33 protein-coding genes and 1 tRNA gene are annotated in these 25814 nt (G+C 40.0%); 17 read left to right on the forward strand and 17 right to left on the reverse strand.

What is annotated here, in order from left to right; translation table 11 throughout:
- Positions 1 to 25: 25 nt before the first annotated feature.
- The 5 genes from FJR05_RS14305 to FJR05_RS14325 all read right to left on the reverse strand — a co-directional run bounded on the left by FJR05_RS14305 (position 26) and on the right by FJR05_RS14325 (position 4445).
- The gene (locus FJR05_RS14305) at positions 26 to 436 is read right to left on the reverse strand and encodes a hypothetical protein (RefSeq protein WP_168644720.1); all 411 of its coding nucleotides are present in this window, start codon (positions 434 to 436) and stop codon (positions 26 to 28) included.
- A 369-nt stretch (positions 437 to 805) separates the two neighbouring features.
- Positions 806 to 2917, reverse strand: a complete 2112-nt coding sequence (locus FJR05_RS14310) for an AAA family ATPase (protein WP_168644721.1) — start codon at positions 2915 to 2917, stop codon at positions 806 to 808.
- A complete protein-coding gene (locus FJR05_RS14315; protein WP_168644722.1) occupies positions 2914 to 3225 on the reverse strand; it encodes a hypothetical protein in 312 nt (103 codons plus the stop codon). Before FJR05_RS14315 ends, FJR05_RS14310 begins: the two co-directional genes overlap by 4 nt.
- A 520-nt stretch (positions 3226 to 3745) precedes the next feature.
- Positions 3746 to 4057, reverse strand: a complete 312-nt coding sequence (locus FJR05_RS14320; RefSeq protein WP_168644739.1) for a helix-turn-helix transcriptional regulator — start codon at positions 4055 to 4057, stop codon at positions 3746 to 3748.
- Positions 4044 to 4445 carry a type II toxin-antitoxin system RelE/ParE family toxin gene (locus FJR05_RS14325; RefSeq protein WP_168644723.1) on the reverse strand — a complete coding sequence of 134 codons (402 nt, stop codon included), beginning with the start codon at positions 4443 to 4445 and terminating at the stop codon, positions 4044 to 4046. The genes FJR05_RS14320 and FJR05_RS14325 overlap by 14 nt, the downstream gene beginning before the upstream one ends.
- A 261-nt stretch (positions 4446 to 4706) precedes the next feature.
- On the opposite strand from FJR05_RS14325, the gene FJR05_RS14330 reads away from it, so the two are divergent.
- From FJR05_RS14330 to FJR05_RS14340, 3 genes are all read left to right on the forward strand, one after another.
- On the forward strand, positions 4707 to 5300 hold the full coding sequence (locus FJR05_RS14330; RefSeq protein ID WP_168644724.1) for a ParA family protein: 594 nt from the start codon (positions 4707 to 4709) through the stop codon (positions 5298 to 5300).
- Complete coding sequence (locus FJR05_RS14335; protein WP_168644725.1) at positions 5297 to 5617, forward strand: hypothetical protein; 321 nt, start codon at positions 5297 to 5299, stop codon at positions 5615 to 5617. The genes FJR05_RS14330 and FJR05_RS14335 overlap by 4 nt, the downstream gene beginning before the upstream one ends.
- A gap of 468 nt (positions 5618 to 6085) precedes the next feature.
- On the forward strand, positions 6086 to 6484 hold the full coding sequence (locus FJR05_RS14340; RefSeq protein WP_254446944.1) for a hypothetical protein: 399 nt from the start codon (positions 6086 to 6088) through the stop codon (positions 6482 to 6484).
- Between the two features lie 199 nt (positions 6485 to 6683).
- Here FJR05_RS14340 and FJR05_RS14345 read toward each other — a convergent pair whose 3' ends face one another.
- Both FJR05_RS14345 and FJR05_RS14350 read right to left on the reverse strand, forming a co-directional pair.
- Complete coding sequence (locus tag FJR05_RS14345) at positions 6684 to 7115, reverse strand: hypothetical protein (RefSeq protein ID WP_168644726.1); 432 nt, start codon at positions 7113 to 7115, stop codon at positions 6684 to 6686.
- A gap of 5 nt (positions 7116 to 7120) precedes the next feature.
- The gene (locus FJR05_RS14350) at positions 7121 to 7324 is read right to left on the reverse strand and encodes a hypothetical protein (protein ID WP_168644727.1); all 204 of its coding nucleotides are present in this window, start codon (positions 7322 to 7324) and stop codon (positions 7121 to 7123) included.
- Positions 7325 to 7529: 205 nt separating this feature from the next.
- On the opposite strand from FJR05_RS14350, the gene FJR05_RS14355 reads away from it, so the two are divergent.
- The 5 genes from FJR05_RS14355 to FJR05_RS14370 all read left to right on the forward strand — a co-directional run bounded on the left by FJR05_RS14355 (position 7530) and on the right by FJR05_RS14370 (position 12043).
- Positions 7530 to 7700, forward strand: coding sequence for a hypothetical protein (locus tag FJR05_RS14355; protein WP_168644728.1), 171 nt, complete (start codon positions 7530 to 7532; stop codon positions 7698 to 7700).
- Positions 7701 to 7837: 137 nt separating this feature from the next.
- Positions 7838 to 8842 carry a tyrosine-type recombinase/integrase gene (locus FJR05_RS14360; RefSeq protein ID WP_371416893.1) on the forward strand — a complete coding sequence of 335 codons (1005 nt, stop codon included), beginning with the start codon at positions 7838 to 7840 and terminating at the stop codon, positions 8840 to 8842.
- Positions 8843 to 8911: 69 nt separating this feature from the next.
- Positions 8912 to 9037 carry a hypothetical protein gene (locus FJR05_RS27665; RefSeq protein WP_256376196.1) on the forward strand — a complete coding sequence of 42 codons (126 nt, stop codon included), beginning with the start codon at positions 8912 to 8914 and terminating at the stop codon, positions 9035 to 9037.
- A gap of 140 nt (positions 9038 to 9177) precedes the next feature.
- A complete protein-coding gene (locus tag FJR05_RS14365) occupies positions 9178 to 10134 on the forward strand; it encodes a hypothetical protein (protein WP_168644729.1) in 957 nt (318 codons plus the stop codon).
- Positions 10135 to 10315: 181 nt separating this feature from the next.
- Complete coding sequence (locus FJR05_RS14370) at positions 10316 to 12043, forward strand: NFACT family protein (protein ID WP_168644730.1); 1728 nt, start codon at positions 10316 to 10318, stop codon at positions 12041 to 12043.
- 444 nt (positions 12044 to 12487) lie between these two features.
- On the opposite strand, the gene FJR05_RS14375 is transcribed toward FJR05_RS14370, so the two are convergent.
- Positions 12488 to 14059 carry an iron uptake porin gene (locus FJR05_RS14375; RefSeq protein ID WP_168644731.1) on the reverse strand — a complete coding sequence of 524 codons (1572 nt, stop codon included), beginning with the start codon at positions 14057 to 14059 and terminating at the stop codon, positions 12488 to 12490.
- A 254-nt stretch (positions 14060 to 14313) separates the two neighbouring features.
- Here FJR05_RS14375 and FJR05_RS14380 point away from each other — a divergent pair, with 254 nt between their 5' ends.
- Positions 14314 to 15330: a metal ABC transporter solute-binding protein, Zn/Mn family gene (locus tag FJR05_RS14380; protein WP_254446945.1), complete on the forward strand. Its 1017-nt coding sequence runs from the start codon at positions 14314 to 14316 to the stop codon at positions 15328 to 15330.
- A 260-nt stretch (positions 15331 to 15590) separates the two neighbouring features.
- Entirely contained in the window at positions 15591 to 16373 is a 783-nt protein-coding gene (locus FJR05_RS14385; RefSeq protein WP_096664802.1) for a metal ABC transporter ATP-binding protein, read from the forward strand.
- Here FJR05_RS14385 and FJR05_RS14390 read toward each other — a convergent pair.
- Entirely contained in the window at positions 16370 to 16510 is a 141-nt protein-coding gene (locus FJR05_RS14390; protein ID WP_168644732.1) for a hypothetical protein, read from the reverse strand. The genes FJR05_RS14385 and FJR05_RS14390 overlap by 4 nt on opposite strands.
- Here FJR05_RS14390 and FJR05_RS14395 point away from each other — a divergent pair.
- From FJR05_RS14395 to FJR05_RS14410, 4 genes are all read left to right on the forward strand, one after another.
- Complete coding sequence (locus FJR05_RS14395) at positions 16503 to 17336, forward strand: metal ABC transporter permease (protein ID WP_096664799.1); 834 nt, start codon at positions 16503 to 16505, stop codon at positions 17334 to 17336. The genes FJR05_RS14390 and FJR05_RS14395 overlap by 8 nt on opposite strands.
- Positions 17337 to 17414: 78 nt before the next feature.
- Positions 17415 to 17487: transfer RNA gene (locus FJR05_RS14400), tRNA-Phe, on the forward strand.
- Positions 17488 to 18337: 850 nt separating this feature from the next.
- The gene (locus FJR05_RS14405) at positions 18338 to 19297 is read left to right on the forward strand and encodes a hypothetical protein (RefSeq protein ID WP_096664794.1); all 960 of its coding nucleotides are present in this window, start codon (positions 18338 to 18340) and stop codon (positions 19295 to 19297) included.
- A gap of 30 nt (positions 19298 to 19327) precedes the next feature.
- Entirely contained in the window at positions 19328 to 19564 is a 237-nt protein-coding gene (locus tag FJR05_RS14410) for a hypothetical protein (protein WP_168644733.1), read from the forward strand.
- A 321-nt stretch (positions 19565 to 19885) separates the two neighbouring features.
- Here the strand turns inward: FJR05_RS14410 and FJR05_RS14415 are convergent, their stop codons facing one another.
- On the reverse strand, positions 19886 to 20314 hold the full coding sequence (locus FJR05_RS14415) for a type II toxin-antitoxin system VapC family toxin (RefSeq protein WP_168644734.1): 429 nt from the start codon (positions 20312 to 20314) through the stop codon (positions 19886 to 19888).
- Positions 20315 to 20325: 11 nt separating this feature from the next.
- Complete coding sequence (locus FJR05_RS14420) at positions 20326 to 20586, reverse strand: hypothetical protein (RefSeq protein ID WP_168465827.1); 261 nt, start codon at positions 20584 to 20586, stop codon at positions 20326 to 20328.
- 381 nt (positions 20587 to 20967) lie between these two features.
- Here FJR05_RS14420 and FJR05_RS14425 point away from each other — a divergent pair, with 381 nt between their 5' ends.
- Positions 20968 to 21294, forward strand: a complete 327-nt coding sequence (locus tag FJR05_RS14425) for a hypothetical protein (RefSeq protein WP_168644735.1) — start codon at positions 20968 to 20970, stop codon at positions 21292 to 21294.
- Between the two features lie 48 nt (positions 21295 to 21342).
- Here FJR05_RS14425 and FJR05_RS14430 read toward each other — a convergent pair whose 3' ends face one another.
- The 4 genes from FJR05_RS14430 to FJR05_RS14450 form a co-directional block, all read right to left on the reverse strand.
- Positions 21343 to 21756, reverse strand: a complete 414-nt coding sequence (locus tag FJR05_RS14430; RefSeq protein WP_039199725.1) for a HEPN domain-containing protein — start codon at positions 21754 to 21756, stop codon at positions 21343 to 21345.
- The gene (locus FJR05_RS14435; protein WP_039199727.1) at positions 21749 to 22075 is read right to left on the reverse strand and encodes a nucleotidyltransferase domain-containing protein; all 327 of its coding nucleotides are present in this window, start codon (positions 22073 to 22075) and stop codon (positions 21749 to 21751) included. Before FJR05_RS14435 ends, FJR05_RS14430 begins: the two co-directional genes overlap by 8 nt.
- A gap of 355 nt (positions 22076 to 22430) precedes the next feature.
- On the reverse strand, positions 22431 to 22865 hold the full coding sequence (locus tag FJR05_RS14445; RefSeq protein WP_168465828.1) for a putative toxin-antitoxin system toxin component, PIN family: 435 nt from the start codon (positions 22863 to 22865) through the stop codon (positions 22431 to 22433).
- A complete protein-coding gene (locus FJR05_RS14450) occupies positions 22855 to 23076 on the reverse strand; it encodes a hypothetical protein (protein ID WP_039199730.1) in 222 nt (73 codons plus the stop codon). Before FJR05_RS14450 ends, FJR05_RS14445 begins: the two co-directional genes overlap by 11 nt.
- Positions 23077 to 23200: 124 nt before the next feature.
- Here FJR05_RS14450 and FJR05_RS14455 point away from each other — a divergent pair, with 124 nt between their 5' ends.
- Complete coding sequence (locus FJR05_RS14455) at positions 23201 to 23311, forward strand: DUF3368 domain-containing protein (RefSeq protein ID WP_371416894.1); 111 nt, start codon at positions 23201 to 23203, stop codon at positions 23309 to 23311.
- Positions 23312 to 23342: 31 nt separating this feature from the next.
- Complete coding sequence (locus tag FJR05_RS14460) at positions 23343 to 23624, forward strand: hypothetical protein (protein ID WP_168644736.1); 282 nt, start codon at positions 23343 to 23345, stop codon at positions 23622 to 23624.
- A 408-nt stretch (positions 23625 to 24032) separates the two neighbouring features.
- On the opposite strand, the gene FJR05_RS14465 is transcribed toward FJR05_RS14460, so the two are convergent.
- Both FJR05_RS14465 and FJR05_RS14470 read right to left on the reverse strand, forming a co-directional pair.
- Positions 24033 to 24989 carry a GDP-mannose 4,6-dehydratase gene (locus FJR05_RS14465; protein WP_168644737.1) on the reverse strand — a complete coding sequence of 319 codons (957 nt, stop codon included), beginning with the start codon at positions 24987 to 24989 and terminating at the stop codon, positions 24033 to 24035.
- Between the two features lie 3 nt (positions 24990 to 24992).
- Positions 24993 to 25814, reverse strand: an 822-nt coding sequence (locus FJR05_RS14470; RefSeq protein ID WP_217385597.1) for an FkbM family methyltransferase, incomplete at its 5' end; no start/stop codon positions are given.

The following is a 25814-nucleotide window of genomic DNA, read 5'->3' on the forward strand; positions in this document are numbered from 1 at the left end:
GTAAAGGATTCACAGAATTAACACACTACAAGCCACCTATCTCAAAAAAAATTTTATCACTTGTTATTATTTGCTCTTCAGAAGAATGTTCTTGTTCTCCGTAAAAATGTTCAAATTGAGTAGATAATCCATCTATAAAATAAATCCTAGAATCAGAAATTAATAACTCTAAAAAGTTATCGTAATACAATCCTTTTCCAGGTATATAACAACATTTAAAAAATTGTTCTATTTCCTCAATTACATTCAATGGATTATTGTTATCTAAATCAAAGCATATTTTCTTATTTGATTCTTTATCAAAAAATATTATTGATTCTTCTTCGTGGGAAAATTGATATTTTTCATTAATAGTTTTCTTAATAAGCAAACTAAATATTTCAGTTTTTAATGTTTGAAAAAATATATCTAAATGAGCGAGATTTGATAAAAACATATGTAAGGATTCAGGTCTAAGGTTGAGGAATTAAAGAAGAGGTCTGCACAACAAGATTAACCATCGCTTTGATAGAGGACTCCTATTTGATTTTTGAACTATACGTAGGGTGGGCATTGCCCGTCCCACACTACTTAATATTTTTCAGGAATTATTTAGGAGTCCTATAGCTTGGTCAAAAAACTCAATCACAGAATCACAGAAATCGGGAGCAACGCGATTTTGTGAGGTGCTGAAAATTGGTAATATATCTCACCTAGATAACTAGCGATCGCTACTGAAAAAAGGTGAAAACAGAAAAATAAAGACCAACTTGTTGAGAATGAAAACCCGATCTCACAAAATCGCGTTACTCCCCAGTCTATCTCTTTATAACCATACAACCTCATCCAAGAAGAAAATTCTAGTAAATCCGTCAATTAAAATGGCGTTTTCTCTAACTTCTCTAACCCTACAAGGTTGATTATCAGTTCGCGGATCATTTACCAGAACCATATCTCCTACCTTGATAGCTTCACTTGCCATACCTGCTGCGGGTGTAACCATGTCCTCCTGTACTTGCTTATCCTGAGAACTAGCATCACTAACAGTAATATTTGCTACTTGTTCGAGAGATTCATTTACCCCCCCCTCTTCCTCAAAATACCTATCTGTTAGATATAATGGCTGAGATTCTTGATTCTCAAGGGTTTCAGATACATAACAAACATCTAATTGATCTGTTTTCTCAGAACTAACAGGGATGTTGTTAGATATATTGTTAGGTATGTTGTTAGATATTTCTAAGCCTTGTATAGTATGACTTTCAGGCATTATATCTAACAACCTTGGAGAAACTATAGGGGGAGGGGGGGTAGGAATAATATACTTACTTGATAGCCTGTAAACTTTTTTACGAGGGTCATTTTTACTAGGCGATTTTAATAACACGCCTTGACCACTTAATCGAGATAAAGCTGTATACAAGCTATTTTTTGGTCCTCCAACTTCGTGATGTATTTCTGCAAACTCTAACCGAGCATCATATCCAGCACGTTCAAATAATTCCTTCACCCGTTGCATTACAGGTCTAGCTTCTTCTACCTGCCAATCTGGATTGATTACATTCATCCTTCCTGATTCACGGTCCAAGCTGATATCCAAAGTTACCGGACTACTACCACGTAGTTTAGGAGTAGAGAATTTTCTAACATCCCCTTGTCCTTCTAGTAACCAAATACCACTGACAGCAGCGGCGATCGCACTAGAACCACGAATTTTATTTACTCCCTTGTTATCTTTATCCTTGTTGTTGTGGTGAATCATCAGGCCAGCAGAACCGTAACGTTCCAGTAGATGATTCAAGGAATAGATAAACCGTGCGGTTTTTGAGTTCTTTTCCTCTATCTGGGATAATTTATTAATGGAAGTTAGAGAATCAAAAATTACTAATGTCGGGCGCAAATCTTCGAGTGCCTCTTCCAACATTTCCATCTGGGAAATATCCCAATCATGGATTAATTCCCAGCTACCCATATACCCATAAAGTCCGCGTGAAATCAGCTTATCCTGTGCGAATGGTAAAGGCTCGTCGCCTACAACAAATAGAACTTTACCTGTTTTGCTGGGTTGTTCGCCTAAGAAAAGTTCTCCACTGACAATACTCGCAGCACAATCATAGGCCAGGGTTGATTTGCCCGTAGCTGGATCTCCTGACAGTAAGGTGATACCCGTAGATGGAAGTAAACCCGCAAATAGCCAGTGCAAACCATCTGGAATATATTCCAAGAGTTCAGACGGCTTAAATCGCTTGGGTTTGGCAACTATTGAATTTAAATCTAGTTGACGCGAGATAGCCTCTATATCTCTGTTCCCTATTCCCTTTTTTCTGAGGTCTTTGGCGATTAATGCCTTTTTAGCCTCGTCTTTTTCAGCATTTAGGCGTTTTATCTCAAGTTTTAAGATTTCTGCCTCATCTGTGGGGTTTGCTATTATCCCCCGGCGTTCTAATTCCTGATTAAATTCTGCTTCTAAATCTGCCATAAGCTTATTCCAGTCATAGGAACTCATCTTACAGCGTAATCTTAAAGTCTCCAGTTCAGTTTTTAATTCAGATCCTTTCAAATATTGATAAGTTAATTTGGCAATCTCCACTGCATCTTTTACGGATAATTCCTGGCTGTCACAGCGTTTACACCAGTCAGAGAATGTCTGAGAATATTCCAGAATCTGCATCCAGATTTCCTTCACACTGGATTCATTTAGGAGATTTACCAAGGGCTGATTAAATCCATAGATGCGGCAATCTGGATAAGCATATCCATATTTGCGGATCTCGATTTCCGAAGTTTCTGAATCATCTACTAAGTAAAGCTGGGCATCATCGGGGGCGCTGTTGCCATAAATCATCGTTGTCATATTTCCCACAATGGGAAAATCAACCAACACATTGATATCTTTCAGCACCAAATAGGGGTGCTTAATTTTTGTAGTAGTCATCATGCAGCACCCTCTATTAAAGTATGTGATTTATTGATTAAAAGTTTTGGAGTAGAGTTTTGAACAGCCAGCCAGCCTGTAAAATTTGCTTTCCCGTGCAACCTTAGATCCTGTTTTTCAGCGCCATTTGTAGTATCTACTTTTTCAATGCAAGTCGTTGTTTGCAAGTCATTTCTTGTCTTAACACTACATCCTGTAGTTTCTTTTGAGCAAGAAAAATTGATATGAGAAATCTGTCCCCTGGTGGGATTAGTTGTTGTGTTTTGGGGTAAACTAAAAAAAGTCGTATTTAAATGTTGCGTCTGCACCATTTGATAACCTCTTGATAACCAGCTTTGCGTATCGGGTCTGCAAACTTTCAACGCAAAAACTGGGTGAATAAATTAAAAAAACTCCAAAACTCCTGGCTGTCAAGCAGATTGGGAGTTTTTGGTTTTGAGGGCATTCAACATTAAGTCTCTTATGAATACACATCGAGTTAGCCCGGTGGACATAGCAAGCCTGTCAATCTTTCGGGTTTGAGAGGATGTCGGCTTGCTGCTAATTATCTTTAGATGCTGTCTTTCTGTGTTCTGTCTTGTCATTTCCATTGTCAATTTTGCTATTTAGCAGGTTCGTAATATTGTAATAGGTAATAGGTAATATTAATTCGGCTATTCAGAAGCGAATCCTTCTTGACTCAACTTAATGCTAGATATGGCATTAAGTTCGTACAAAGACCCTGATATCAATAAAAAGGCTGAAATCAGCGATTCCTACGGAGCGCTTCGCTATCGCAGAAAATCTATTTTCCCACTGAAAGTTTTACTTCACCTTACCCTCTGCCAGTCACTATGCAATTTGCTGTTCATCCATTGGAGTCAGATGAATTACTACCCGCTGATTAAGAGCATGAGCGATTTTTTGCAGCATGGAAAGAGAATGTCCTTCATAGTCAGCATCTTCTAGCCGTGCAATTACTGGTTGTTTTGTACCAATCAGTTCAGCCAACTGTTTCTGCGTTAACCCAGCTTTAGTTCTGGCTTCATATATTAACTGTGACACTTCTGCATTAATGGCAGATGCCGCTACCATTGCCTCAAGTTGAGGATCAGTACGAGTCATTTTGTCGATAATTTTAATCGCATCCTTAGTCTTGTCCATCATCTTCCTCCTCCTCGTAGTAAGTGTGTGTTTCTGGGTTTTCCTCAAATAAACGCTTTCGCGCTATCGCTCGTTCGATATCAATTGCTGGTACTGCTGCTTGTTCTTTCGTAATGGCTTGTGCCAGAATCGCCACGTTTTGCCCATGAAAGAAGTACAAAATCCGGTACTGGACATGAATATGCTTTGCCCGCAATTCATAAATTCCATCTCGCAGGTAATCCGCCCCAGGGCGACGCAGTTCGTATCCTAAAGCCGCAAGTTGTTTGATGCGGGCTACAGAGTTTGCATATCCTTTGCGGTCTTCTTTTAAAAGTCGCGTCAACCATTCCAGAACAGGTACTTCCCCATCCTCCTCCTGGTAGAAAACAACCTGGGTTTCAGGCACTGCACACTCTCTCACTATATCAATATTGTTATTATACGCCAACTCGGATACTTTGGCACAATAACCTCCATGTTTGGTGTTTTGCGTACGCAAATATTCAAATATTTAAACATTGAGATTGCCAAATATCTAAATATTCAGATATTTACAATGCCATGCCCAGTTCCATCTGCTAGATTAGTAGTATCTACGCCATACTTTTGCGTACGCAAATACTCAAATATTTAAACATTCAGCTACTTAAATACTCATTACCAAACCATGATCATCACTGTTGCCTCCTTCAAAGGAGGCGTGGGCAAGACTACAACCGCTATTCATCTAGCGGGCTACTTACAAGCGAAGGACGAGACACTATTAATTGATGGAGATCCTAACCGTTCGGCCACTGGCTGGGCTAAACGTGGCTCTCTACCATTTAAAGTGATTGATGAACGGCAAGCTGCTAAATTCGCCAAGAATTACCAACATATTGTCATTGACACCCAAGCCAGGCCAGAACACGAAGATTTAGAAGCCCTAGTTGAGGGCTGCGATTTACTAATTCTGCCCACAACCCCTGATGCGTTATCACTGGATGCCCTGATGCAGACTGTTGATGTTCTCAAATCTCTAGGGGCTAACCAATATCGAATTCTAATTACTCGCGTTCCTTCCAAACCCCGGCGGGATGGGGAAGAAGCCAGGGAAATGCTGTCAGAAGCTGGATTACCTCTATTTAAAGGATATATCCGCGATGCAGTTGCGTTTCAAAAAGCTGCTTTGTCCGGCGTACTGGTTTACCAAGTTGCCGACTCACGAGCCAAGATGGCTGGGCGAGATTATCAGCAAATTGCTCAGGAGGTGATCAAATGAGTAAATTCCGTGGCTTGTTAGATACAGCTAGGGGTCGTGAACCAGAACCAGAAAGCCAGTCCCCAGAAGAGGCTATTACTAAACAGTCTGCTGCCAAAAACCAGCCTGTCGCCAAGCCAGAACCTCAACCAAAAGGCGGCAGACCCAAGGGCAAACGTTCTCATCCTGACTATGAACAGATAACAGCTTATATTCGCAAGGATACACACACAGCAGTTAAAATCGCGCTGCTGGAGGATAGTCAAAAAGGTGAAAAGCATGAGTTTAGTGAACTCATTCAGGAACTGCTGGAGCAATGGTTACAGTCGCGTATCTAAGTTTTCAGATATTTGAATATCTGCGTACTCACAAATCAGGCATTGATCTGAAAGCCTAGTCACAACGACTAGGTTTTTTGTTTTTAATCTGGAGAGTGCAGCATCAGCGTAATCAGATCAAGCCAAATAGCTTTGTTTTGAAACCAAAGTTAGACAGACTCCTATTAGAAAGGCTGGGATTTGAGGTAAAGGAGTTAGTTTCCATCCCCGTGAGGGTAAGAGGGTAAAAGAATTGAAAACTACGCTCTTCACCCCTAACCAAAACCATAGGGAACTCTAACTTATGAGTGCCTTGGGAATAACAGTTAAGCCAATTAAGTTGGCTAGAGGAGGTGGTGACACTTTAAGCAAAAGATGCCCACTTTTTACAACTACAAAACCCACATCATCTGTAAAAGCAGAGCCAGCTTGGTGGCCTGAGAAACGACCAAGCTGGCTCACAACTTTAAACAAATTAAGGAGAAAAATATGGCTAACAAAGCCAAACTTAAAGTTAATACTCACTATGATGATAAGCCAGTAACTAAAGGCATTATCACCAAAGCTCAAAAGAATACTCTGCTGGCTTTGCTCTTTTCGCTAGGAGTAGCGTTAGGTTCTGGCGTAAAGCACGGTTTTTATCAACCTGCTTTCGATTCTAAAGAGCAAAACCAATCTGCCCAAGCTGAATTCGGTCGTGCAGAGTACGAACAGCTAAAACCAGGAATGTCCTTAACGGAGGTGCGGTCAATCTTGTACCGAGGTATTGAGGTTAGTCGCTCTGTAACAACAGCAATCTTTGTTTGGGAAAATCCCGACGGTTCTAAAATCACTGCTACTTTTGAGAGTGACAGGCTCAAGAGTAAAGAACAGTCTGGACTGAAGTAACAAACTGGAGTAGGCGATTGCGCTCCCGCGCACTGCCGGAGGCAATCGCAGCATAGCACTGTCTGACCCATCTCAATGCCAATCAGGCGATCGCAAACTGGATCGCCTGATTTGAATATCTGAATATTTGCGTACGCAAAAGTTTGAATTGCTGAATAGTCAGAGTATGCACAGAATTTTTTAGTTAATGCGCCCGGAACTATACTTGAGCCGGTTCTTTTGCTTCTGACAACCACTGACTGTAAGCCACCTGGTCGCCGCCAAAAGAATCAACAGATACTTGTCGCTCTGGCATTGGCTGGAGTGGGGCATTGATAGGTGCATACTTGCAGTAACAAATTACAATCATGTCAAAACCCATTCCTACCGGAAGATCAGGAGTATAGGTTTCTACGCTGGTTACTTCCCAATCACTGAGGCGATAATGAGTCTTAGCTTCGGGATACTGGGGGTCAGCAAACTGGTCAACACGGATAAACTCTGGGGGATGATATCCAGGTTCTGGCAATGGTCGGTCTGAACAATCGTAATGTTCAGCTAAAGTTTTCGTCAGCGAACCTGTGTGAGCATATTTTCTATCTTGCCAACCTGGCTGACGCTTCTCAGCCCGAAAAACAATCCACTTACGCATTATTGTTACTCCTTATCAGTATCATAATAGGACTGTGGAAATTCAGTTTTGCCCTCGAATACACAATCTACAGGTAGGATATCGTTGCCCGTTTTCTCCGTATCAACCAGCTTCCAACCGTATTTTTCCGACATTTCTTCACAACAGTCTTCGTCGGCTGCTGCATGACGAGATTTATTCTCTTCCTCGTCGTACCTTGATTTTGGCATATCTTTCTCAATGTTATTAAATTGTCTTCATTGGCGCGATTGTCTCCGGCACTGCGCGTTCTGCGATCGCACTCGTTCTCCAGACAAATCGCCCCTACTGACACTATAGTAGTACCACTTCAGGATTATGTCAACTCATATTAGTTCTATAGTAGATGTATATTTAAGGAAAGTAGAACAGTAAAGTGATAAGGCAGCGTTAGTTATGACAGTGGCAACTGATAAAACCAGAGTATCGACATATATAGAGCAAAAACTGAAAGATGATGCTGAGAAAGTAGCCAAAAACCAGGGCAGATCCTTGAGTAATTACATCGAACAGCTAATTAAACAAGATGTAACTAGGGCAATGCGCTCAGGTGAAATCAGCGATTAAAAAATGTTTTTCAGCATCAGGTGAATCAACTCAAGAGTCATGCTTCTTGGCTTAAAAAGGTAGAGAGAAGAACACTTCTCGCAATCTTTGTTACAAAAAATGGAAGTGGCCACAGGTTTGGGGGAAGATGAAATGCCATGAACACCCGCGCGATGGGCGATGCCGTGCCAGAGGCGATCGCATCCAATAATTTTTCAGAAGAATCCCTGGCGTTAACAGAGCCAGTACCTATCACCATGCACCCGGCTCTTGTCTATCTGGCTTCTCTGGGTGAGGGTTCTCGGCGGACAATGCGGGAGGCACTTAATGCGATCGCCCGACTGCTAACTAATGATAGTTGTGATGCTCAAACTTTGGACTGGGCAAAGTTGCGATATCCGCATACGGCAGCAGTTCGGTCGGTGCTGATGGCAAAATACAGTCCAGCGATGGCGAATAAAATGTTATCGGCGCTGCGGCGGGTGTTAAAGGAAGCATGGCGGTTGGGCTTAATGTCTACAGAGGACTATGGCCGGGCTACTGATATTCAGTCTGTGCGGGGTAAAAGTTTACTCAAGGGACGGGCGCTGGATGGAGAAGAAATTGCTGCCCTGTGGGAGAATTGTATTCAAGATAACTCGAATTTAGGGGCGAGGGATGCGGCGCTGTTGGCAATTTTGACGGTGGGATTGCGGCGTTCTGAGGTAACACATCTGGATTTGAGCGATTTTAAGCCGCGCAGTCGGTCGCTGACAATACGGGAAGCTAAGGGACGGAGTGAGCGCATTGTTTACTTACCGGAAGCGGGAGTCCGGGCGGTGCAGGATTGGTTGCTAATTCGCGGTAAGGAAGCAGGTCCTTTATTTTATCCGTTGGATAAGGCGAATAAAGTTATCCAACGGCGGATGAGTGAGCAGGGGGTACTGCGGGCATTGCAACGCCGAGGGGAAGCTGCGGGTGTGGAAGAAGGGTTTACGCCGCATGATTTTAGAAGAACTTTTATTAGTGATTTGTTGGATGGGGGTGCAGATATTGTTACGGTATCCAAGCTGGCTGGTCATGCGTCAACTAATACTACGAGCAAGTATGATAGGCGGGGGGAAGATGCGAAGAAACGGGCGATTGATTTATTAAATGTGCCTTACAAGCAGGGTAATTTGTGAATGTTGGCACTGCAAACAAGGGATATTATGTGAGGTAGATGTATCATCTTCACAGTATTTAGAGGTAGAATGCCCAAGTTGTGGGAAAACTGCCGTGAGACTGATGGCAGAAAAGGTGGTTTCAACCACACCTATCCCTTCACCCTGGCAAGGATGAGTGAATTTTGGATTTTGGATGATACTCGTGACGGCTGAGATTTGAATTTTTACAAAATTGCGAGAAACCCAGATATGTAGGAGTTTAGCACTGCTAAAAACTCCTACGTTTTACTAAGCGATCGCCATCACCCAAAAAATGTTAAATTAATCATTCTGTCTTGAAATTATTAATGTAAATGACTCGCTTTATACATGATCAATTTGCTAAACAATATCTAACGGAATTATTAACGCCTTATGGAGAGGTAGAAACCAGCAAAGATATTACCGCAGAAGTCAGACAAATAGACGTATTATTTATTCCTTCACCTCAACCAACACAAAGTCTAGAAACACTGGGGATACTGGGGAAAATGGTGACAAATTATGCCATATTTGAACCATTCCGTAATGCCGTCAGCAAAAGTGAAATTCGCAGTTGTATAGGTAAATTGTTTGACATTCATGCAGACCTAGAACGGCAAGCAAAACGTAATGATACGCGAATAAATGAAGCAGAATTAGCTCAATTATGGATTTTTACACCTACAGTATCATCAGAAATCCTAGAGAGTTTTCATGGGACTCTGGATGAAACAAACTGGGGAAAAGGGATTTATTTCTTACCAAAAGGATTTAAAACCGTAGTTGTGGCGATTCATCAACTACCGAATACACCTGAAACACTGTTTTTGAGGGTTTTAGGAAAAGGGAAAGTACAAAGACAAGCGGTAGAAGAATTAGAAGCACTAGCAAATAATAGTCCGTTCCTTTCGGATATTATACAATTAGTACATAACCTAATTGCTGTGTTATCAGCTCGTCAGCGTCAAGAACAAGATATTGATAAAGATGATCAGGAGTTAATTATGAAATTATCGGAAATGTATCAACAACAATTAGAAGAACTTAAAAAACAAGGACTTCAAGAAGGACTTCAAGAAGGACGACAAGAAGGACGACAAGAAGGACGACAAGAGGGTATAGAAAGAGAACGACGCGCTATGATTGAAAGTATATTGCAAGTACGTTTTGGTGCAGTTGATTCACAGTTAGCAGCAATTATCAATCCTTTAATTGCAATGTCCAGAGAAGAGTTTACGCCTTTGCTTCTACAATTGTCTCGTGAGGAATTATTAGCTAGATTTGAGTGAATCTTACAAAAAAGGGAACAGGGAACAGGAAGAGAGTTTTGGGCGATTTTACCTTTCTTCACATACCTTTAAATTTTTCTGTTCATCTACTTAGACTTAGCAAACTGAAAAATATTGATTTAATGAACCAAGAAAATAATCTAGAAAAAAGTAATTCTGCCGTGAAAAAGGGGTAATTGTTTTGCAACCCCTGGACTTTACTGCTTTAACCGCTGCTTGTGGCGAAATTCGCGCTAATTGGCTGCCTGCACGCTTAGAACAGGTATATCAGCGCGATCGCTTTACCATTGCTATTGCTTTACGAACCTTAAATCAACGGGGTTGGCTGGATATTTCCTGGCATCCTCAAGCCGCCCATATTTGTATTAGTGAACCACCACCACGCGCCCCAGATACTTTTACTTTTAGTCAACAGTTAAGACATCAGTTAGGTGGATTGGCCTTAGTAGGAATTGAAGCTATTTCCCCTTGGGAACGAGTAATTGATTTACAATTTGCCCGTCGTCCAGGAGAAGCTGCCCTTTATCACGTTTATGCGGAAGTGATGGGCAAATATAGTAATGTGATTTTAACTGATGCGAGTAATGAAATTATCACTGCTGCCCATCAAGTTAGTCAGCAACAATCTAGTGTTCGTCCAATTCAAACTGGACAAAATTACGAAACACCACCGAAATTGACGGGAAAAGTCCCCAATTTAAGCGAATCTGGGGAACGTTGGCAAGAACGGGTAAGTTTAGTCCCCGGAGGAATTAAACGCCAGTTACTCAAAAGTTATAGTGGGTTAAGTTCGGCTTTGTTAGATACGATGCTGTTAGCAGCAAATATCATCCCAGATACGAATACTGATGAACTTACTCCTCAAGATTGGCAAAATTTATTTCAACGCTGGCAAGAATGGTTACAAGCTTTAGATTCAGGTAAATTCCAACCGGCTTGGACAGAGAAGGGATATACGGTGATGGGTTGGGGTGGAGTTGCACCCACAAAAAATATCCAAGAGTTACTTTACCGTTATTATTCTGATCAACTAAATGAACAGTTATTTGGGCAACTGCGTCATCAGTTAAGTCAGAAATTGTTGAATATTTTGGGTAAATTAAGGATTAAAGCGAAAACTTTTAGCGATCGCCTGCAACAATCAGATCAAGCTGAAGAATATCGTCAAAAAGCTGACCTATTAATGGCAAACCTGCACCATTGGCAACCAGGAATGCAGGAAATGATTTTACCAGATTTTGAAACTGAACAGCCAATTGCGATCGCTCTTTTGCCCGATAAAAACGCCGTCCAAAATGCCCAAAAGCTTTATAAACAGCACCAAAAACTCAAACGCGCCCGTGCTGCCGTTGAACCGCTATTGTTTTCAGTCCAAGCAGAAATTAACTATCTTGAACAAGTAGAAGCGGCAATTTCACAAATAGACAAATACCAAAATCCAGAAGATTTACAGGCTTTAGAAGAAATTCGGGATGAACTAATTGGGCAAAAATATCTAGAAGACCTAGAATACCGCAGTCGTAACAGCAACGACACCCCTGGCACTAATTTTCATCGTTACCGCAGTCCGAGTGGCTTTGAAGTCCTCATTGGTCGCAACAATATTCAAAATGATCAACTGACATTCCGTGTCGCTGGGGACTATGATTTGTGGTTTCACGCCCAAGAAATACCAGGGAGTCATGTCCTCCTGCGTCTAGAACCAGGTACAGTGGCAGAAGAAGCTGATTTACAATTTACAGCCAATCTAGCAAGTTATTTCAGTTGCGCCCGTCAAAGTGATCAAGTACCAGTAGTTTACACCCAACTCAAGCACGTCTACAAACCCAAAGGCGCAAAACCAGGACTTGTGGTTTATAAACAAGAAACGATTATTTGGGGAAAACCGCAATTGGTCATTAGTCATTAGTCAGTGGTCAGTTGTCATTGGGAAAATTCTTTCTCCCCCCCCTACTTCCTCTACTTCCTCTACTTCCTCTACTTCCCCTACTTCCTCTACTTCCCCCACTTCCCCTGTTCCCTCTTTCCTCGAATAGAAAAGCTACTCACCGGAAGACAGATATTTTTTGAGATATTTTCATGAAAAAATTGTACTGCCTGTTACAATCTTGTTAAGAAAAGTTGCCCGTTGAATTTTGGGAACGCGCAATTTGGTTTTGACTCTACTGAGAAGACAACTCGAACAACGTTTTTTTATAGACCAGCCCTGTGGGAGGGGTTGGTCTTTTTGTTGTCATTCTCAAAATCACATTAATCACACTCATCACAAAAATCACAGTTCAGACATCTTTCCCCAAAGGAAACAGAAACAACATCTGAACTATGATTTGTGAGATTTATCTGATTGCTATGATTAGAAACTGAAAGTAGTTCTCAAAGCACCAATCACTAAATTACCATTGCTATCATCGTGATTTGGGGCTGTTAACCAAATTACAGCAGGAGTAATGGTGATATTGTCACTGACTTTGTATTGATAAAATCCTTCAATGTGATAGGAAGTATTTGGATCTTTTTCAACTCCAACAACGTTAGAACTTGTGACCTTTGGTTCCATACCAACTATGATACCAGCCAAATTACCTTTTTTACCCAAATCAGGGAATCCAAGGGTAACAGCATAGTTAAAAGTATCCACCTCTCCCTTTGTACCCGTCAAAAGTTGACTGTTAGTATATCCAGCCCAACCACCGAGAACAAATTTCTGACTAATACCTAAAGATGCTTGAACACCGTAGGAATTACTAGAAAAAGCTTCACCACCAAAATTAGATGTTGCGTTATTACTACCTGTGAGTAGTGGCTGTTTGTAGGAATTGATATAAGTTAAACCAAGAGAAATGCGATCGCTTGGCTTGACAGTTAACTGCGCTAAAGCACCATAATTCCCATCAAATAGACCGTTGCCAGCAGTGGGGTTATTAGCTGTACTACTTAAATAGCCTAAACTTAGGCCTATTTTATCGCCGAACTGATGGTTAACTGCTATGCCTTTATCACCCAGTTGTCCATAAATCGGGTTTCTGGTCCCAAAAGTAGACACAGCCCCAAACCCACCATCACCATCAAATAGATTGACTGTACTGGTAACATCGTCCGCTGCACCAGCATTAGCAATTAATTTGACTTGGGTATTCTTGCCCAGAGGGAAAGCATAGTACAAGGCATTTATGGACACACTTGTAGTGCCACTAACACCAATAGGATTGGCAAAAAATAAGTTGCCTTCTGTAGTGTTAATATCCGTGTTGTTAATATTATTAGCCTCGATTCTGGTAAACAGTGTGTCTTTGCCTGTAAAACTACTTACCAATTCAATCCGCGCCCTTGAACCTAAAGTAGTGTTTTTACCAGGAGTCTCCGCACCATCGACTCTTTTATTTGTCAAAACATCACTAACAACTGCCACAACTTGACCTTGTAGCTTAGTGGTGGTAGAAAATTGATTAGCTTCCAATTCAGCAGTTTTAGCTTCTACTGCATCTACACGCCCCCGGAGAGTGACTAATTCTGCGGAAAATTCCTCTTGCAATTTTTGGATTGTTGCTAAGTCTTGTTTTGTCGTCAAATCAGCGGTAGCAGTAGCAATTAATTCATTTACTCGATCTAAACAAGCATTCAAACCGGCTGCAAATTCGTATCGTGACAACGCCCGATTACCCCGAAAAGTGCCATTGGGATAACCCGCAATACATCCATAGCGTTCTACCAATGATTGTAATGCCTGAAATGCCCAATCATTAGGTTGAACATCGGATAACTGAGATACGGAGGTAACTTGAGATACTTCCTGTTCCTGGATATTATTAACTTGTGGTTCTGAATTATTGGTTGGTAATGTTTCTGCCCATGCACCAGAACTCATACATAGCATGGAACTGATCACACTAGAACTGGTAATTAAATACGTCCAAAATTTCTGCATTTTTCCTCACACCCGTGTTTAAAGTTGATAATGCGATACTGAAGTTAGTAAAGCTATTAATAATTACTAATCAATATAATACAGTTCTCAGTAAATTTCTCACAATAAAAAGTTAAGAAATCTTTATGAACTGGAAACATTCTCAGTATACAGCAGTGTTACCGGAAATTTCTAAATATTCTGTAATTCTTGATACAGTAGCATTTTTCCGATAATTTATATGAGAATGGATCTCATTATGAGATATAATCCCAATGAAGTTTTATTGTCAACCCCAAACCATGAGAAGTTCTAGAGAAGTCAAAATAGATAGAAAAACCAGAAGTTTCTTACCTCTGATTACTTTAATAATTTTGTCAGTAGTTTATGGATGTAACAATACTAACAGTGCTGAGGTTGTAAAGACGGAACAAACACCAGTCCAAAGATCACCAAAAACTAAGGTAGTGACAACATTTTTGCCAGTTTATTTGTTTACTAAAGCAGTAGCTGGAGATGTAGCAGATGTAGAAATATTAGTTAAGCCCGGTACGGAAATACACGAATACCAAGGGACACCAGCTAATGTAAAAGCGATCGCTACAGCTAAGATACTAGTCAAAAATGGTTTAGGCTTAGAGGAGTTTTTAGCAGATACAATTAAAAATGCTGGAAATTCTCAATTAATGGAAATTGATGCGAGTAAAGGTATTCCAGCTATTAATAAAACTTCCCCCATAGATAAAACAGCAACGGGAGAACATGATCATGATCACGAACACCAATTAGGAAATCCTCATGTTTGGTTAGATCCAGTTTTAGCAAAACAGCAAATCATCAATATTCGAGATGGTTTAATTATCGCAGATCCGGTCAATAAAGCCAACTATCAGACCAATGCAGCGGCTTATGTTCAGAAATTAGATAATTTAAATAATGAATTTCAACAAACTATTAAACAAACACCAAACTGCACCTTTATCACCTTTCATGATGCCTTTCCCTATCTTGCCAAACGTTATAATATTAAACAATTAGCAGTGGTAGAAATTCCTGAAAAGCAACTTTCCCCAACAGATGTCCAAAAAGTGGTGAATACAGTCAAAAAATACAGAGTAAAAGCCCTATTTAGCGAACCAGGATTAGATAACAAATTACTGACAAGTATTTCTCAAGATTTGGGGTTAACTGTGCGGACTTTAGATTCTTTAGAAACTGGTGATACCAATCCAGAGTATTATTTTAAAGCAATGAAAGCTAATTTGGAGAGTTTAGTCGCTGGATGCAAGTAACGTAGGGGTTTAGCAATGCTCATTGGTGTCAACTTAACGTTAAACGGGCGGTTAGAAACCGCGTCTACACAGGCAAAACCCACCTGCGTGGGTTTCAAATCCTTGATTTTTCCTTAGTCCGCGCAGGCGGACTTTGTTTGTGTAGCCGTGAATTCCATTCGCCAGGGCTTAAGTTGACTACTCCTGAATCCTTCTTTTTTTCTGACTTCTGACTCCTGCTATATCACTATAAATTATTGGCATCTTAAATCCTAACTTCCATGACTGACGAACAAGCAGAATTTACATTACCAATATTAAAAGTTTCTGGGTTAATAGTCTACCAAGGCAGCTATTTAGCTGTGCGAGATGTTTCCTTTGAATTATTAGCAGGAACAGATACAGCAATAGTTGGTCCGAATGGGGCTGGGAAAAGTACCTTAATCAAAGCTATTTTAGATTTAATTCCCCGCAGTGCTGGAACAATTGAAGTTTTTGGTCGCCCAATTTCTAGACTAGGAAATTTGCGGAATCAGTTGGGATATATGCCACAAAACTTTATTTTTGATCGCAGTTTTCCAATTTCGGTTAGTGAATTGGTAGCTTTAGGAATAGGTAATAGGAAATATTCATTGTTCTCGAAATTTTGGCAACAAAAACGGGAAACATCAGTAGCAGTCACCGCAGCTTTACACCGTACTGATGCTTATCGCTTCCGAAATCAAGCTATTGGCACTCTTAGCGGTGGTCAATTGAAACGGGTATTATTGGCTTATTGTTTGGTAACACGGCGAAAATTGTTAGTATTGGATGAAGCTTTTGCAGGGGTAGATGTGCAAGGAACAACGGATTTTTATGCTTTGTTAAACGAATTAAAACGAGAAGAGAATTGGACAGTGTTGCAAGTTTCCCATGATATTGATATGGTAAGCCGTCATTGCGATCGCGTCATCTGTCTCAATCAAACTCTTGTCTGTTCCGGTAAACCGGAAATAGCCCTTTCCCCAAAAAATCTTCTAGCTACTTATGGTCCTGGTTTTAGTCGCTATGAACATCATCATTAGGGAATTGGTAATTGGTAATTGGTAATTGGTAATTGGTAATTGGTAATAAACTTTTCTTCTTCCTCCTGACTCCTGACTCCTGACTCCTGACTCCTAACTTCTGACTCCTGACTCCTGACTCCTCTTAATATGACCATTAACTATCATGACTTGGTGAATTTATTACAATTTCCTTTTATGCAGCGTGCCATTATGGGTGCTGTGTTAATGGGCATTTTAGGCGGTTTATTGGGTAGTTTCGTTACCTTACGGCAATTATCTTTTTTTAGTCATGCCGTTGGTCATGCAGCCCTGGTAGGTGTGGCGTTAGGCGTGCTACTCAACACTAATCCTACTTGGATGTTACTCCCGTTTACCTTAATCTTTGGAGTTGTTGTTCTCTACCTAATTGATAAAACTGATTTAGCCAGTGATAGCGTTCTCAGCATAGTGCTATCTGGGGCACTAGCGATCGGTGTAATTCTCACCAGTTTTATTAAAGGATATCGCGGTAACTTAATGGGCGTGCTATTTGGCGATATTTTAGCCATAGATAACACAGATTTAATATTGACGCTATTGGTGCTTGTTGGTAGCAGCGTTTTTTTATTATCAACCCTGCCACAACAGATTTTATTAACTCTTAATCCCGACGTTGCTCAAGTCCAAGGCATACCTGTACAATTATATCGCTACGGGTTCGTTGTTTTACTTTCCCTCGCCGTAGCTGTAGCAATTAAAGCCGTTGGTGTTTTATTAGTAAATGCGTTTTTGGTAATTCCGGCTGCTACAGCCAAACTCATGAGTCACCATTTCAGCCGCTTTCTAATTCTATCGGTGGTTGTCGGTTCTAGCAGTAGTATCGCGGGAATGATGGTTTCTGGCTTGTTTAACCTAGCATCTGGACCAAGTATTGTTTTTGTGCAGTTTTTGGTATTTGTGGCTGTATTTAGCTGGGTGAAGTTGACAATGAAGGTCGGCTAAAATTCTTTTGAATAACCCCTTGACTAATCTTTTTTATCATGCTAGATTTATTGACGGTGGTGAATAAAAAAGCCCCACGCCGGGATAGCTCAGTTGGTAGAGCAGAGGACTGAAAATCCTCGTGTCACGAGTTCAAGTCTCGTTCCTGGCATCATATCTAAACACTGGTGAGATTTAAACTTTTGCCAAATGACAAAGAACCCAGATGTGCAGGGGTAAAGCAAAAGCTTAATGGTGTCAACTTAAGCCCTGGCGAATGGAATTCACGGCTACACAAACAAAGTCCGCCTGCGCGGACTAAGGAAAAATCAAGGATTGAAACCCACGCAGGTGGGTTTTGCCTGTGTAGACGCGGTTTTTAACCGCCCGTTTTACTATCCCGCAAAGAACTCAAGTCATCTTATTCCCAGTCTCTGACTGGGAATGAATTCTAGAAGGCTCTGCCTTCAATAATATTAGAGGCAGAGCCTCATCAACTGTATTCCTAGTCAGAGACTAGGAACGAGGTGTGGTAGGGATTTGAGCTTAAGTTGACACCAATGAAGCTCTTGCTTTACTCCTACACATCTGGGTTCTTTGTCATTTGGCAAAAGTTTAAATCTCACCCGTGTTTAGTATAACTGGATTACTTGCTGATAATTTTAGTGACTTTTATCATAGCAAACAACCTAATCCGCCCAATCTTTTAATCCCTATAATCCGCGATTCTGACTTTGTCGGAGGCACATCGCCGGATTCGTTAAGAATTGTAAAACCATAAGAATGTAAGGATTAAAATGTCATGAAACCTTAAAATGAAAATTGCTGTGATCTGAACTAGCGATCGCCATGATTAATATTATTATAGATTAGGCTGGTTTTAGAGAACTCCTTGCAGCAGCGCTGAGGCGATCGCTTTTCACCAAACTTCCGTACCTCAAGGAATTTTTGTGATTAAATTCCATAAATTAGCTCATTGCGGATAAAATAGAGCTAATTGAGCGGTCAGTGCATCACCATAAATGACTAAAAACCCATTTGATCAATTTTCCAAACAGTTATTTGCAGAATTTCTATCCTCCTTGGGTGAGGTGCGAATAAATTATGAAATACCTGGAGAACCCAGATTTGTTGATATTTGGTTTACACCATCTACTCAACAGCATCAGTCAGAAAATTTAGGTATTTTAAATAAAATTGCTGTAACCAGTTGTTTGTTAGAACCCTTTCGCAAGCAACCAACAGAAAGAGAAATCCGCAGTTGTTTAGCCAAACTATTCCACCTAGAAGCAGATTTACAACGTCAAGCCAAACGAGATAAAAAAAGTATTTCTGACCATGAACTACCAAGGTTGTGGATTATTGCTACTTCTTGTTCTCATAAACTGCTGAATAAATTTATGGCCACTGAGGATGAAAACTGGCTGCCAGGTATTTACTTTCCGTCACAATTACTGCTGACTGGAGTAATTGCCATTGATAAGTTAGCGAATACTCCAGAAACTCTCTGGTTGAGGATTTTAGGTAAAGGAATAATTCAACAAGCTGCAATTAATGAAGTAATTGCTTTACCCGAAGATGATAGAAAACGCTATACTATTTTAAAGTTATTAGGGACTTGGAAAATTACTATGGAAATAAGCAATGAGATTGATGTTGAAGATAGGGAACTAATAATGAATTTGACACCAGCTTATTTAGAGTGGGAACGGATAACGGAACTTCGTGGTTTAGAGCGCGGTAAGGAAATAGGCAAGGAAATAGGTAAGGAAATAGGCAAGGAAATAGGTAAGGAAATAGGTAAGGAAGAGGAAAGACGGCAAATAGTAGAAAACCTGCTTTTAGCGCGATTTGGCTTTATAGACGAGCAATTAGCGGCAGTTGTTAAGCCTATATTAAATTTAACACCTCACGAATATACTACCTTGCTGTTGCAGTTGTCTAGTTTATCTCGTGAGCAGTTGTTATCCCGATTTCAATAGCAAACTGCTTGCAGCGCTGACGCGATCGCTATGAGTAGTATTTTTAGAAAAGGCAAGTATAGATTAGTATGGCTGGTTTTAGCGATCGCCCTTGGTTTATCTACTACAATTCCTGTGAGGATAGCGATTGCTTTTCACGAAACTTCCTTACCCCAGGTAATTTTTGTGTTGAGGGGTGATTCTCAAAGAATGGAATTTGTCGCCCAGTTTTGGCGATCGCACAAAGATTTTCATTTTCTGGTAAAGATTTCTAAGTATAATGGGTGACGAGAACATTTTGGATCATTACAGTCAAAACGGCTTAATCATTTTTTGTGATTAAATTCCATAGCGAACTACTTGCAGCAGCGTTTCGCAATCGCTCATTTTCTTCAAGCTGGGTTTAAAATGGAGTGAATTTACACCCATGATTCCAAGGGAAAAGGCTGTACTTGATGAATACGCCTAAGAGGGTGTTTGAAAAGTTATGGTTGATGTATCAAATATTTTTTACCCCACCCTAACCCTCCCCTTGTAAAGGGGAGGGAACTGGATTTTTATTGTTTCCCCCCTTTACAAGGGGAAAGGGGGGTAGCAATGTGATGAAAATTACGGAATACCACTTTCCAAACATCCTCTAAAATCGCTATCAGCAGAAACGAGAGTGAGATTGTGTTGAATTGCTGTTGCTGCTATCCAAAGATCATGATCGCTAAATCCCAAATTTTCAATGCTAAAATTACGACGTTTGCTTTTCTCTTGGGGAGCAAAATAATTAAAAACCGATGATTTTAGACGACTGTAAATAATGGCAGTTTCTTCATCAATAAAATATAAATCAACGTCGGACAAAAAAACCTGAACTGCACCTAAATTTTGAGATTTTAGTGCTGATTTTTCTGTCATATATAGCAGTTCTGCATAAGTGATAATGCTAATGCCAATGGTAACAGAGGAGGAAGATTTTAAGGTATCGGTAACTTGAGGATTACCATTAATAATGTAGCTACAGTGATTAGTATCTAGCAAATAAGACATAGTGACAAAAATTAAAACTGCGTTTGAGAACGAGTTTCTTCAACTAAACGCAGACAATCTTCCAAATCATCACCATGCCAAGTTCCAGTATAATGTAGTAAATCACCTGCTTTTTTACCTCGCTTAATGGGAGAAATACGACGTAATGGGCGTTGATTTACGGTGTTTTTTTCCTGAATAGAGTCGATAAAATCACTAACTAAGGAAAGCTGTTCTGGTGCTAGTTGGGATATCTGTTGTTCAACTTTTTGATGTAGTTCTAAATAAGTCATGTTTACCTCGTTTTTATAGAAAGACAAAATACTTGATTGATTCTATTTTATAGAGATATCCGGTAAGCGTAAAACTCAGTGTCTTTAGACCTGAGATATAAGCGACTCGTGCGGTAATAAAGCGCATAGAGTTTTTCTTTTTATAAAGATTGGTTAAAATGAGCAAAGGTTTATCGCCTTTGTATTTGATGATGTTATACTATTCACAACAGGAATGGTAATCAACCTGTATAAAAACCTAACTGCCTAACGGCAATCTGTACCTTGACAATTGAGGATATAGGGTTCTATTCCATAGTTTTAGTTTCCTACCCAGGAATAGGTAAAATCTTCATGGGAGCTAGACAACACAGAATTTAAACTCAAGCAAAATTTGCAGTAATGCAACTACCTTCGGGCAGAGGGAAAGTTAACGCTTGGGGAGAGAACCACCTCTGGCTTAGATACCGCAAGGGTTCTAAGTTAAGTGGACTCGTTGAACCAAGAATCTCAGCGGCTTTAGCCCTGAGAGTGTCAACTCATAGCCATACCTTCGGTGCGCTTCGCTATCCCACTCCCAAAATCATCCTACAAGCGATTACTAGGTCGCGCTTCGCTATCGCTCTTGCAAAAATCGCACAAACAAGGATAGCGAACTGCTTGCAGCGGTGCTTACGCGATCGCTTTTCACCAAACTGCCGTACCTCAGGCAATTTTCGTGTTACGTAGTGATTCTACTTGGGTGAAATACTATCTGTAAATAATACCAGAAGTATCTTACTCACGGTCAAATTCACTTGGCAATTTTTGAATAACGAAGTCTAGAACTAAAGTAGCCATCTCCAATGCCTCCTCAGCTTCGGATCTTTCCGGCTCAATTACATCCCCTGGATATCGAAATTCTGTTGCATAAGGGGTCAAAGTATCCGCTATATCTTTTAAATCATGAAACCCAGGTTCAAACAATGAACAGATATCTAACAAAACATCCAAATCATGGGTTTTTTTGACTACCTGCTCTTGATATGTCAAATAAGCCTTTAATGCTTTTTCGGCAGCCTGTTGACAATGGTAAACAACAGCATCCAACAGAGATTCTTCATTATTAATAAGTAACACATACGCAGCCTTTAAATCTCGCTGGCTCTTGATTAACCACTGTCTAGTTTCTGCAAATTTTGCGTTATCCATACAGGAGTTTACCCTGACGTATTACTTGATTGACTAGTGAGTTGGCTACACTAGCCTTGAGTTCAACTTCTGAGCGGGTCATCACCAGAATATCTTTTGGAATACCAATACCACGCAAAGCTTTGTATGCCTGACGCGCTCGACGATAGCGTGGTTCATCTGATTTTGAGATAATCACCAATAAATCAATATCGCTATCCTCGGTCGGTTCACCGTAAGCATAAGAGCCGAACAAAAAAATCTGTTCTGGTTCGAGCGCGCTCACCAGTCGGTTAGTAATTTCATTTAGAAAGTGAGTGCTTAAATGCTTGGCAGCCATAAAATTTAACTTATTCTAATACTTTCTCTAAAATACACTAAATAAGATGGGGCAATGAACTTTTGCAAAATTTTGAACAACCAAAGCGATCGCCATGATTAATATTAGTATAGATGAGGCTGGTTTTAGAGAATTCCTTGCAGCAGCACTGAAGCGATCGCTATGAGTAGTATTTTTAGAAAGGGCAAGTATAGATTAGTATGGCTGGTTTTAGCGATCGCCCTTGGCTTATCTACTATAATTTCTGTGAGAATAGCGATCGCGTAAGCGCTGCTGCAAGCAGTTCGCTACTATTGTCCTTAGTAGTCAAGGGATTGTGGTTACACCTCTTGCTGTACCTTCAGCCTGTGACAAGTCAGAATCTCTGATGCGGGTCTGAAGATAAACTATCTAAAAACTGACTCGGTGTAACAATCAAGATATCTCGAAAAGGATGCAGTTCTAATAAGTCTTTGTCTCCTGTGATAATATGAGTGGCATTTCCAGAAATGGCTAATTCTAAGAATTTATTATCTTTAGGATCTCGACAAATATCAATTGTTTCATTAATTGTGATTAATTCTGTTTCTCTAGCTAAACTGGCTAAAAAGTCTTCACGAATTTTTCTCGATAGATAGCGGTCAAATTTTGGACGACTGAGTACATCAATTAATTCTGATAAAATTTCCACAGAAATTAAGATTACTCCGTTTTGTTTGGCTTCTCTAAGAGCTTGCATTGTGGTAGATTTAGAGAAGATTAATGCACTGACAATTACATTTGTATCAATTACGATACGGTTAGTTTTCATCCTTGAGAATAGATTCTAAAATTTCCGGGGTCATTCCCTTAGCAATGGCTTGTTGACTCGCTTCTTCCATGATATCTAAGAGTGGTTTTTGACTGACTGCTTTTTGTAGCATTATGTTGAGAAATATTTGGATTTTTTGCTGTTTTTCTGGTTCTGCTTCTCGGTACGCTTTGGCAATTTCTGGGTCAACTTGAATGGTAATGTTTTCCATGATAAGTTACAAGTTAATTAGTCTAGTTTTATTATAGCGATCGCCAGTTATTTCTGTTTTACACTATCCTGAATTATCTTAATCTCCTCTTCTGTTAACCTATACAATTTGTACACTATAGGGTGTGTTGGCTAGTGTTAAGGATGTTTTAGATGAGATGCAAGCACAGGGAATGAGAATTTCAGACCGGCTGTATGTGCAGGTTTTGACTTTAGCACAGGAAAGGAAAGTTTGAGGATAGGTAAAGTAATTTATCTCGTGAGCAGTTGTTAGTGAGATTTCAATGGCGAACTGCTGACGCGATCGCTATGAGTAGTATTTTTAAAAAAGGCAAGTATAGATTAGTATGGCTGGTTTTAGCGATCGCCCTTGGTTTATCTACTATAATTCCTGTGAGGATAGCGATTGCTTTTCACAAAACTTCCTTACCCCAGGTAATTTTTGTGTTGAGGGGTGATTATAAAAGAATGGAATTCGCCGCCCAGTTTTGGCGATCGCACAAAGACTTAGATATTTGGGTTTCTGATTGTGACTCTCACCTGAATTAATTATAATCGCCGCATTTTTCAACGGTTTGGTGTTCCTAATCACCAATTGCGGTTTGATGGCATATTTACAGATACAGTAACTAAATTTACATCTATGGCGAATTTACTGCATTGAATATTTTAAAAATCCCTAAATCAATTAATTTTGTAGGGGGCAAACCCCCTGTGGTTGCCCATAAATCGGGGTAGGCACGGGGGCGCTACCCTTACGACCCCTACATTAAATCCAAAGGTCAAAAGCGATAGCGAAGCGCTGCTGCAAGCAGTTAGTTGCTATTGTCCTTGGTAGTGAAGGGATTGTAGTTACACCTATTGCTGTACCTTCATTGGGATATAGGTCAGAATTTTTACTTAAAATGTACTTCTATTTTTTTCACATACCATCATACCATCAATATTTACAAGAAGTTAACTGTTTACTAATTCCTTCAGGTCATGATCTACCATTAGTTCTACCAATTGTTCAAAGGAATATTCAGGTTTCCAACCTAATTGGTTGTGAATTTTATCAATATTACCCACTAATTGCACTGGTCGGTAAAAGGACGGATCAACTACTACATAATCTTGCCAGTTTAACCGAACAAAGTTAAAAGCACACTCTACCAATTCCTTAACTGAGTGGGTTTCACCACTAGCAATAATATAATCATCAGGCTGCTGTTGCTGTAACATCAACCACATAGCGTGTACAGCATCTTTGGCGTAGCACCAATCACGATGGGCATCTAAATTTCCCAATTTTAATTGATTAGCTAATCCCAGCTTAATCATGGCCGCAGTTCGGGTGATTTTACGAAATACAAATTCTGCACCACGTCGGGGTGATTCGTGAGTATATGTAATACCGCAGCAAGTGTAAAGGTTATATTGTTGGCGATAATTGATAGTCATCCAATGGGCATATGCCTTGGCGACACCGTAGGGATTGCGGGGGCGGAAGGCAGTAAGCTCGTTTTGGGGAGATACGTCAGGCTGACCAAAAACTTCACTGCTGGAGGCTTGGTAAAATCTCGCATCAGATTTACAACGACGAATGGATTCTAAGAGACGAGAAACACCCAAAGCAGTGTATTCCGCAGTGAGAGATGGTTGTGTCCAGGATGTAGGAATATAGCTTTGAGAAGCCAGGTTATAAATTTCGTCGGGTTGGGATTCTGTAATCACATCCATGAGTGAGGATTGATCTAGGAGATCACCAGAAAGAATTTCAACAGTACCACTGAGGTGATTAATCCGTTCAAGGTTTCCAGAACTGGAACGACGGACTAAGCCAAATACTTGGTATCCTTTGGATAGGAGGAGTTCGGCAAGATATGAGCCATCTTGACCCGTTAATCCGGTGATTAGCGCTTTTTTAGTCATTTTTTATAATAAAGTATTGACGTATTTACAGATTCCTCGATGAGAAAAATGTTTGAAGCTTTTTTTTAGGTTTTGTGGAAAAAACTTGTTATCATCGCCAGCCTCAACGTAGATTAGTTTTATCCTTGAGAGAATATCTAGATCTATTGAGTTTATTGCTATCTCTTCCAAACCTTCAATATCCATTTTGAGAATATCAATAAATTTATGAGAATCCAGAACTTGTGATAGTGCGAAATTAATATCGATAGTCTGAACTGTTATTTGAGATTCACTTTTGACTCCGATTCCTCCATATCTACCTGAATTTTCTACTCCCATCTGAGTTGTACCATTTATGTTACTTATAGCAAGCTTCTGATTGAAAGCTCTATCCTTAAATTTACTTATGTTGTTTTGAAGTTGATCATAGAGTTTAGATACTGGTTCAAAACCATACACAATATTGCTATTATTCCTAGATAAAAAATATAGTTGGGAGACACCAATATTTGAGCCGAGATCAACAATTACTTTAGGTTGGTTGTCTGTATAATAAATTTCCCAACAAAATATTTCATTAATGGTGAATGTGTCTAAGGAGTTCAATATCTCTATTGAATTAACTCCAATTGGAGTTTGGAGACGCACTATATGTGGATAATTACCTTTTTGGAGAATATAGCCTTGCAGAAAGTCCTGGATAGGATTTACGTATACAAAAGGTGCTTTTATAACTGATAGATAATTTCTGTAGTCAAATAATGCTCTAAAAACTCTACTCAATGATCGTAACTGTTCACACTCCCCCACTAAAAAGGAATTAGGAAGTAACAGGGATAGGAG

The organism is Dolichospermum sp. UHCC 0259, from assembly GCF_009711935.1.
In the GTDB taxonomy this organism is placed as follows: domain Bacteria; phylum Cyanobacteriota; class Cyanobacteriia; order Cyanobacteriales; family Nostocaceae; genus Dolichospermum.

Coding starts and splice junctions, on each gene's coding strand:
- FJR05_RS14405 (WP_096664794.1), top strand. CDS start 18,338: ATGACTAAAAACCCATTTGATCAATTTTCCAAACAGTTATTTGCAGAA.
- FJR05_RS14425 (WP_168644735.1), top strand. CDS start 20,968: ATGCAACTACCTTCGGGCAGAGGGAAAGTTAACGCTTGGGGAGAGAAC.
- FJR05_RS14395 (WP_096664799.1), top strand. CDS start 16,503: ATGACCATTAACTATCATGACTTGGTGAATTTATTACAATTTCCTTTT.
- FJR05_RS14385 (WP_096664802.1), top strand. CDS start 15,591: ATGACTGACGAACAAGCAGAATTTACATTACCAATATTAAAAGTTTCT.
- FJR05_RS14360 (WP_371416893.1), top strand. CDS start 7,838: ATGAACACCCGCGCGATGGGCGATGCCGTGCCAGAGGCGATCGCATCC.
- FJR05_RS27665 (WP_256376196.1), top strand. CDS start 8,912: ATGCCCAAGTTGTGGGAAAACTGCCGTGAGACTGATGGCAGAAAAGGT.
- FJR05_RS14410 (WP_168644733.1), top strand. CDS start 19,328: ATGAGTAGTATTTTTAGAAAAGGCAAGTATAGATTAGTATGGCTGGTT.
- FJR05_RS14305 (WP_168644720.1), bottom strand. CDS start 436: ATGTTTTTATCAAATCTCGCTCATTTAGATATATTTTTTCAAACATTA.
- FJR05_RS14355 (WP_168644728.1), top strand. CDS start 7,530: ATGACAGTGGCAACTGATAAAACCAGAGTATCGACATATATAGAGCAA.
- FJR05_RS14315 (WP_168644722.1), bottom strand. CDS start 3,225: ATGGTGCAGACGCAACATTTAAATACGACTTTTTTTAGTTTACCCCAA.
- FJR05_RS14330 (WP_168644724.1), top strand. CDS start 4,707: ATGATCATCACTGTTGCCTCCTTCAAAGGAGGCGTGGGCAAGACTACA.
- FJR05_RS14365 (WP_168644729.1), top strand. CDS start 9,178: ATGACTCGCTTTATACATGATCAATTTGCTAAACAATATCTAACGGAA.
- FJR05_RS14420 (WP_168465827.1), bottom strand. CDS start 20,586: ATGACTTATTTAGAACTACATCAAAAAGTTGAACAACAGATATCCCAA.
- FJR05_RS14335 (WP_168644725.1), top strand. CDS start 5,297: ATGAGTAAATTCCGTGGCTTGTTAGATACAGCTAGGGGTCGTGAACCA.
- FJR05_RS14415 (WP_168644734.1), bottom strand. CDS start 20,314: ATGTCTTATTTGCTAGATACTAATCACTGTAGCTACATTATTAATGGT.
- FJR05_RS14310 (WP_168644721.1), bottom strand. CDS start 2,917: ATGATGACTACTACAAAAATTAAGCACCCCTATTTGGTGCTGAAAGAT.
- FJR05_RS14430 (WP_039199725.1), bottom strand. CDS start 21,756: ATGGATAACGCAAAATTTGCAGAAACTAGACAGTGGTTAATCAAGAGC.
- FJR05_RS14350 (WP_168644727.1), bottom strand. CDS start 7,324: ATGCCAAAATCAAGGTACGACGAGGAAGAGAATAAATCTCGTCATGCA.
- FJR05_RS14445 (WP_168465828.1), bottom strand. CDS start 22,865: ATGAAAACTAACCGTATCGTAATTGATACAAATGTAATTGTCAGTGCA.
- FJR05_RS14465 (WP_168644737.1), bottom strand. CDS start 24,989: ATGACTAAAAAAGCGCTAATCACCGGATTAACGGGTCAAGATGGCTCA.
- FJR05_RS14320 (WP_168644739.1), bottom strand. CDS start 4,057: ATGGACAAGACTAAGGATGCGATTAAAATTATCGACAAAATGACTCGT.
- FJR05_RS14435 (WP_039199727.1), bottom strand. CDS start 22,075: ATGGCTGCCAAGCATTTAAGCACTCACTTTCTAAATGAAATTACTAAC.
- FJR05_RS14375 (WP_168644731.1), bottom strand. CDS start 14,059: ATGCAGAAATTTTGGACGTATTTAATTACCAGTTCTAGTGTGATCAGT.
- FJR05_RS14340 (WP_254446944.1), top strand. CDS start 6,086: ATGGCTAACAAAGCCAAACTTAAAGTTAATACTCACTATGATGATAAG.
- FJR05_RS14380 (WP_254446945.1), top strand. CDS start 14,314: ATGAAGTTTTATTGTCAACCCCAAACCATGAGAAGTTCTAGAGAAGTC.
- FJR05_RS14345 (WP_168644726.1), bottom strand. CDS start 7,115: ATGCGTAAGTGGATTGTTTTTCGGGCTGAGAAGCGTCAGCCAGGTTGG.
- FJR05_RS14390 (WP_168644732.1), bottom strand. CDS start 16,510: ATGGTCATATTAAGAGGAGTCAGGAGTCAGGAGTCAGAAGTTAGGAGT.
- FJR05_RS14450 (WP_039199730.1), bottom strand. CDS start 23,076: ATGGAAAACATTACCATTCAAGTTGACCCAGAAATTGCCAAAGCGTAC.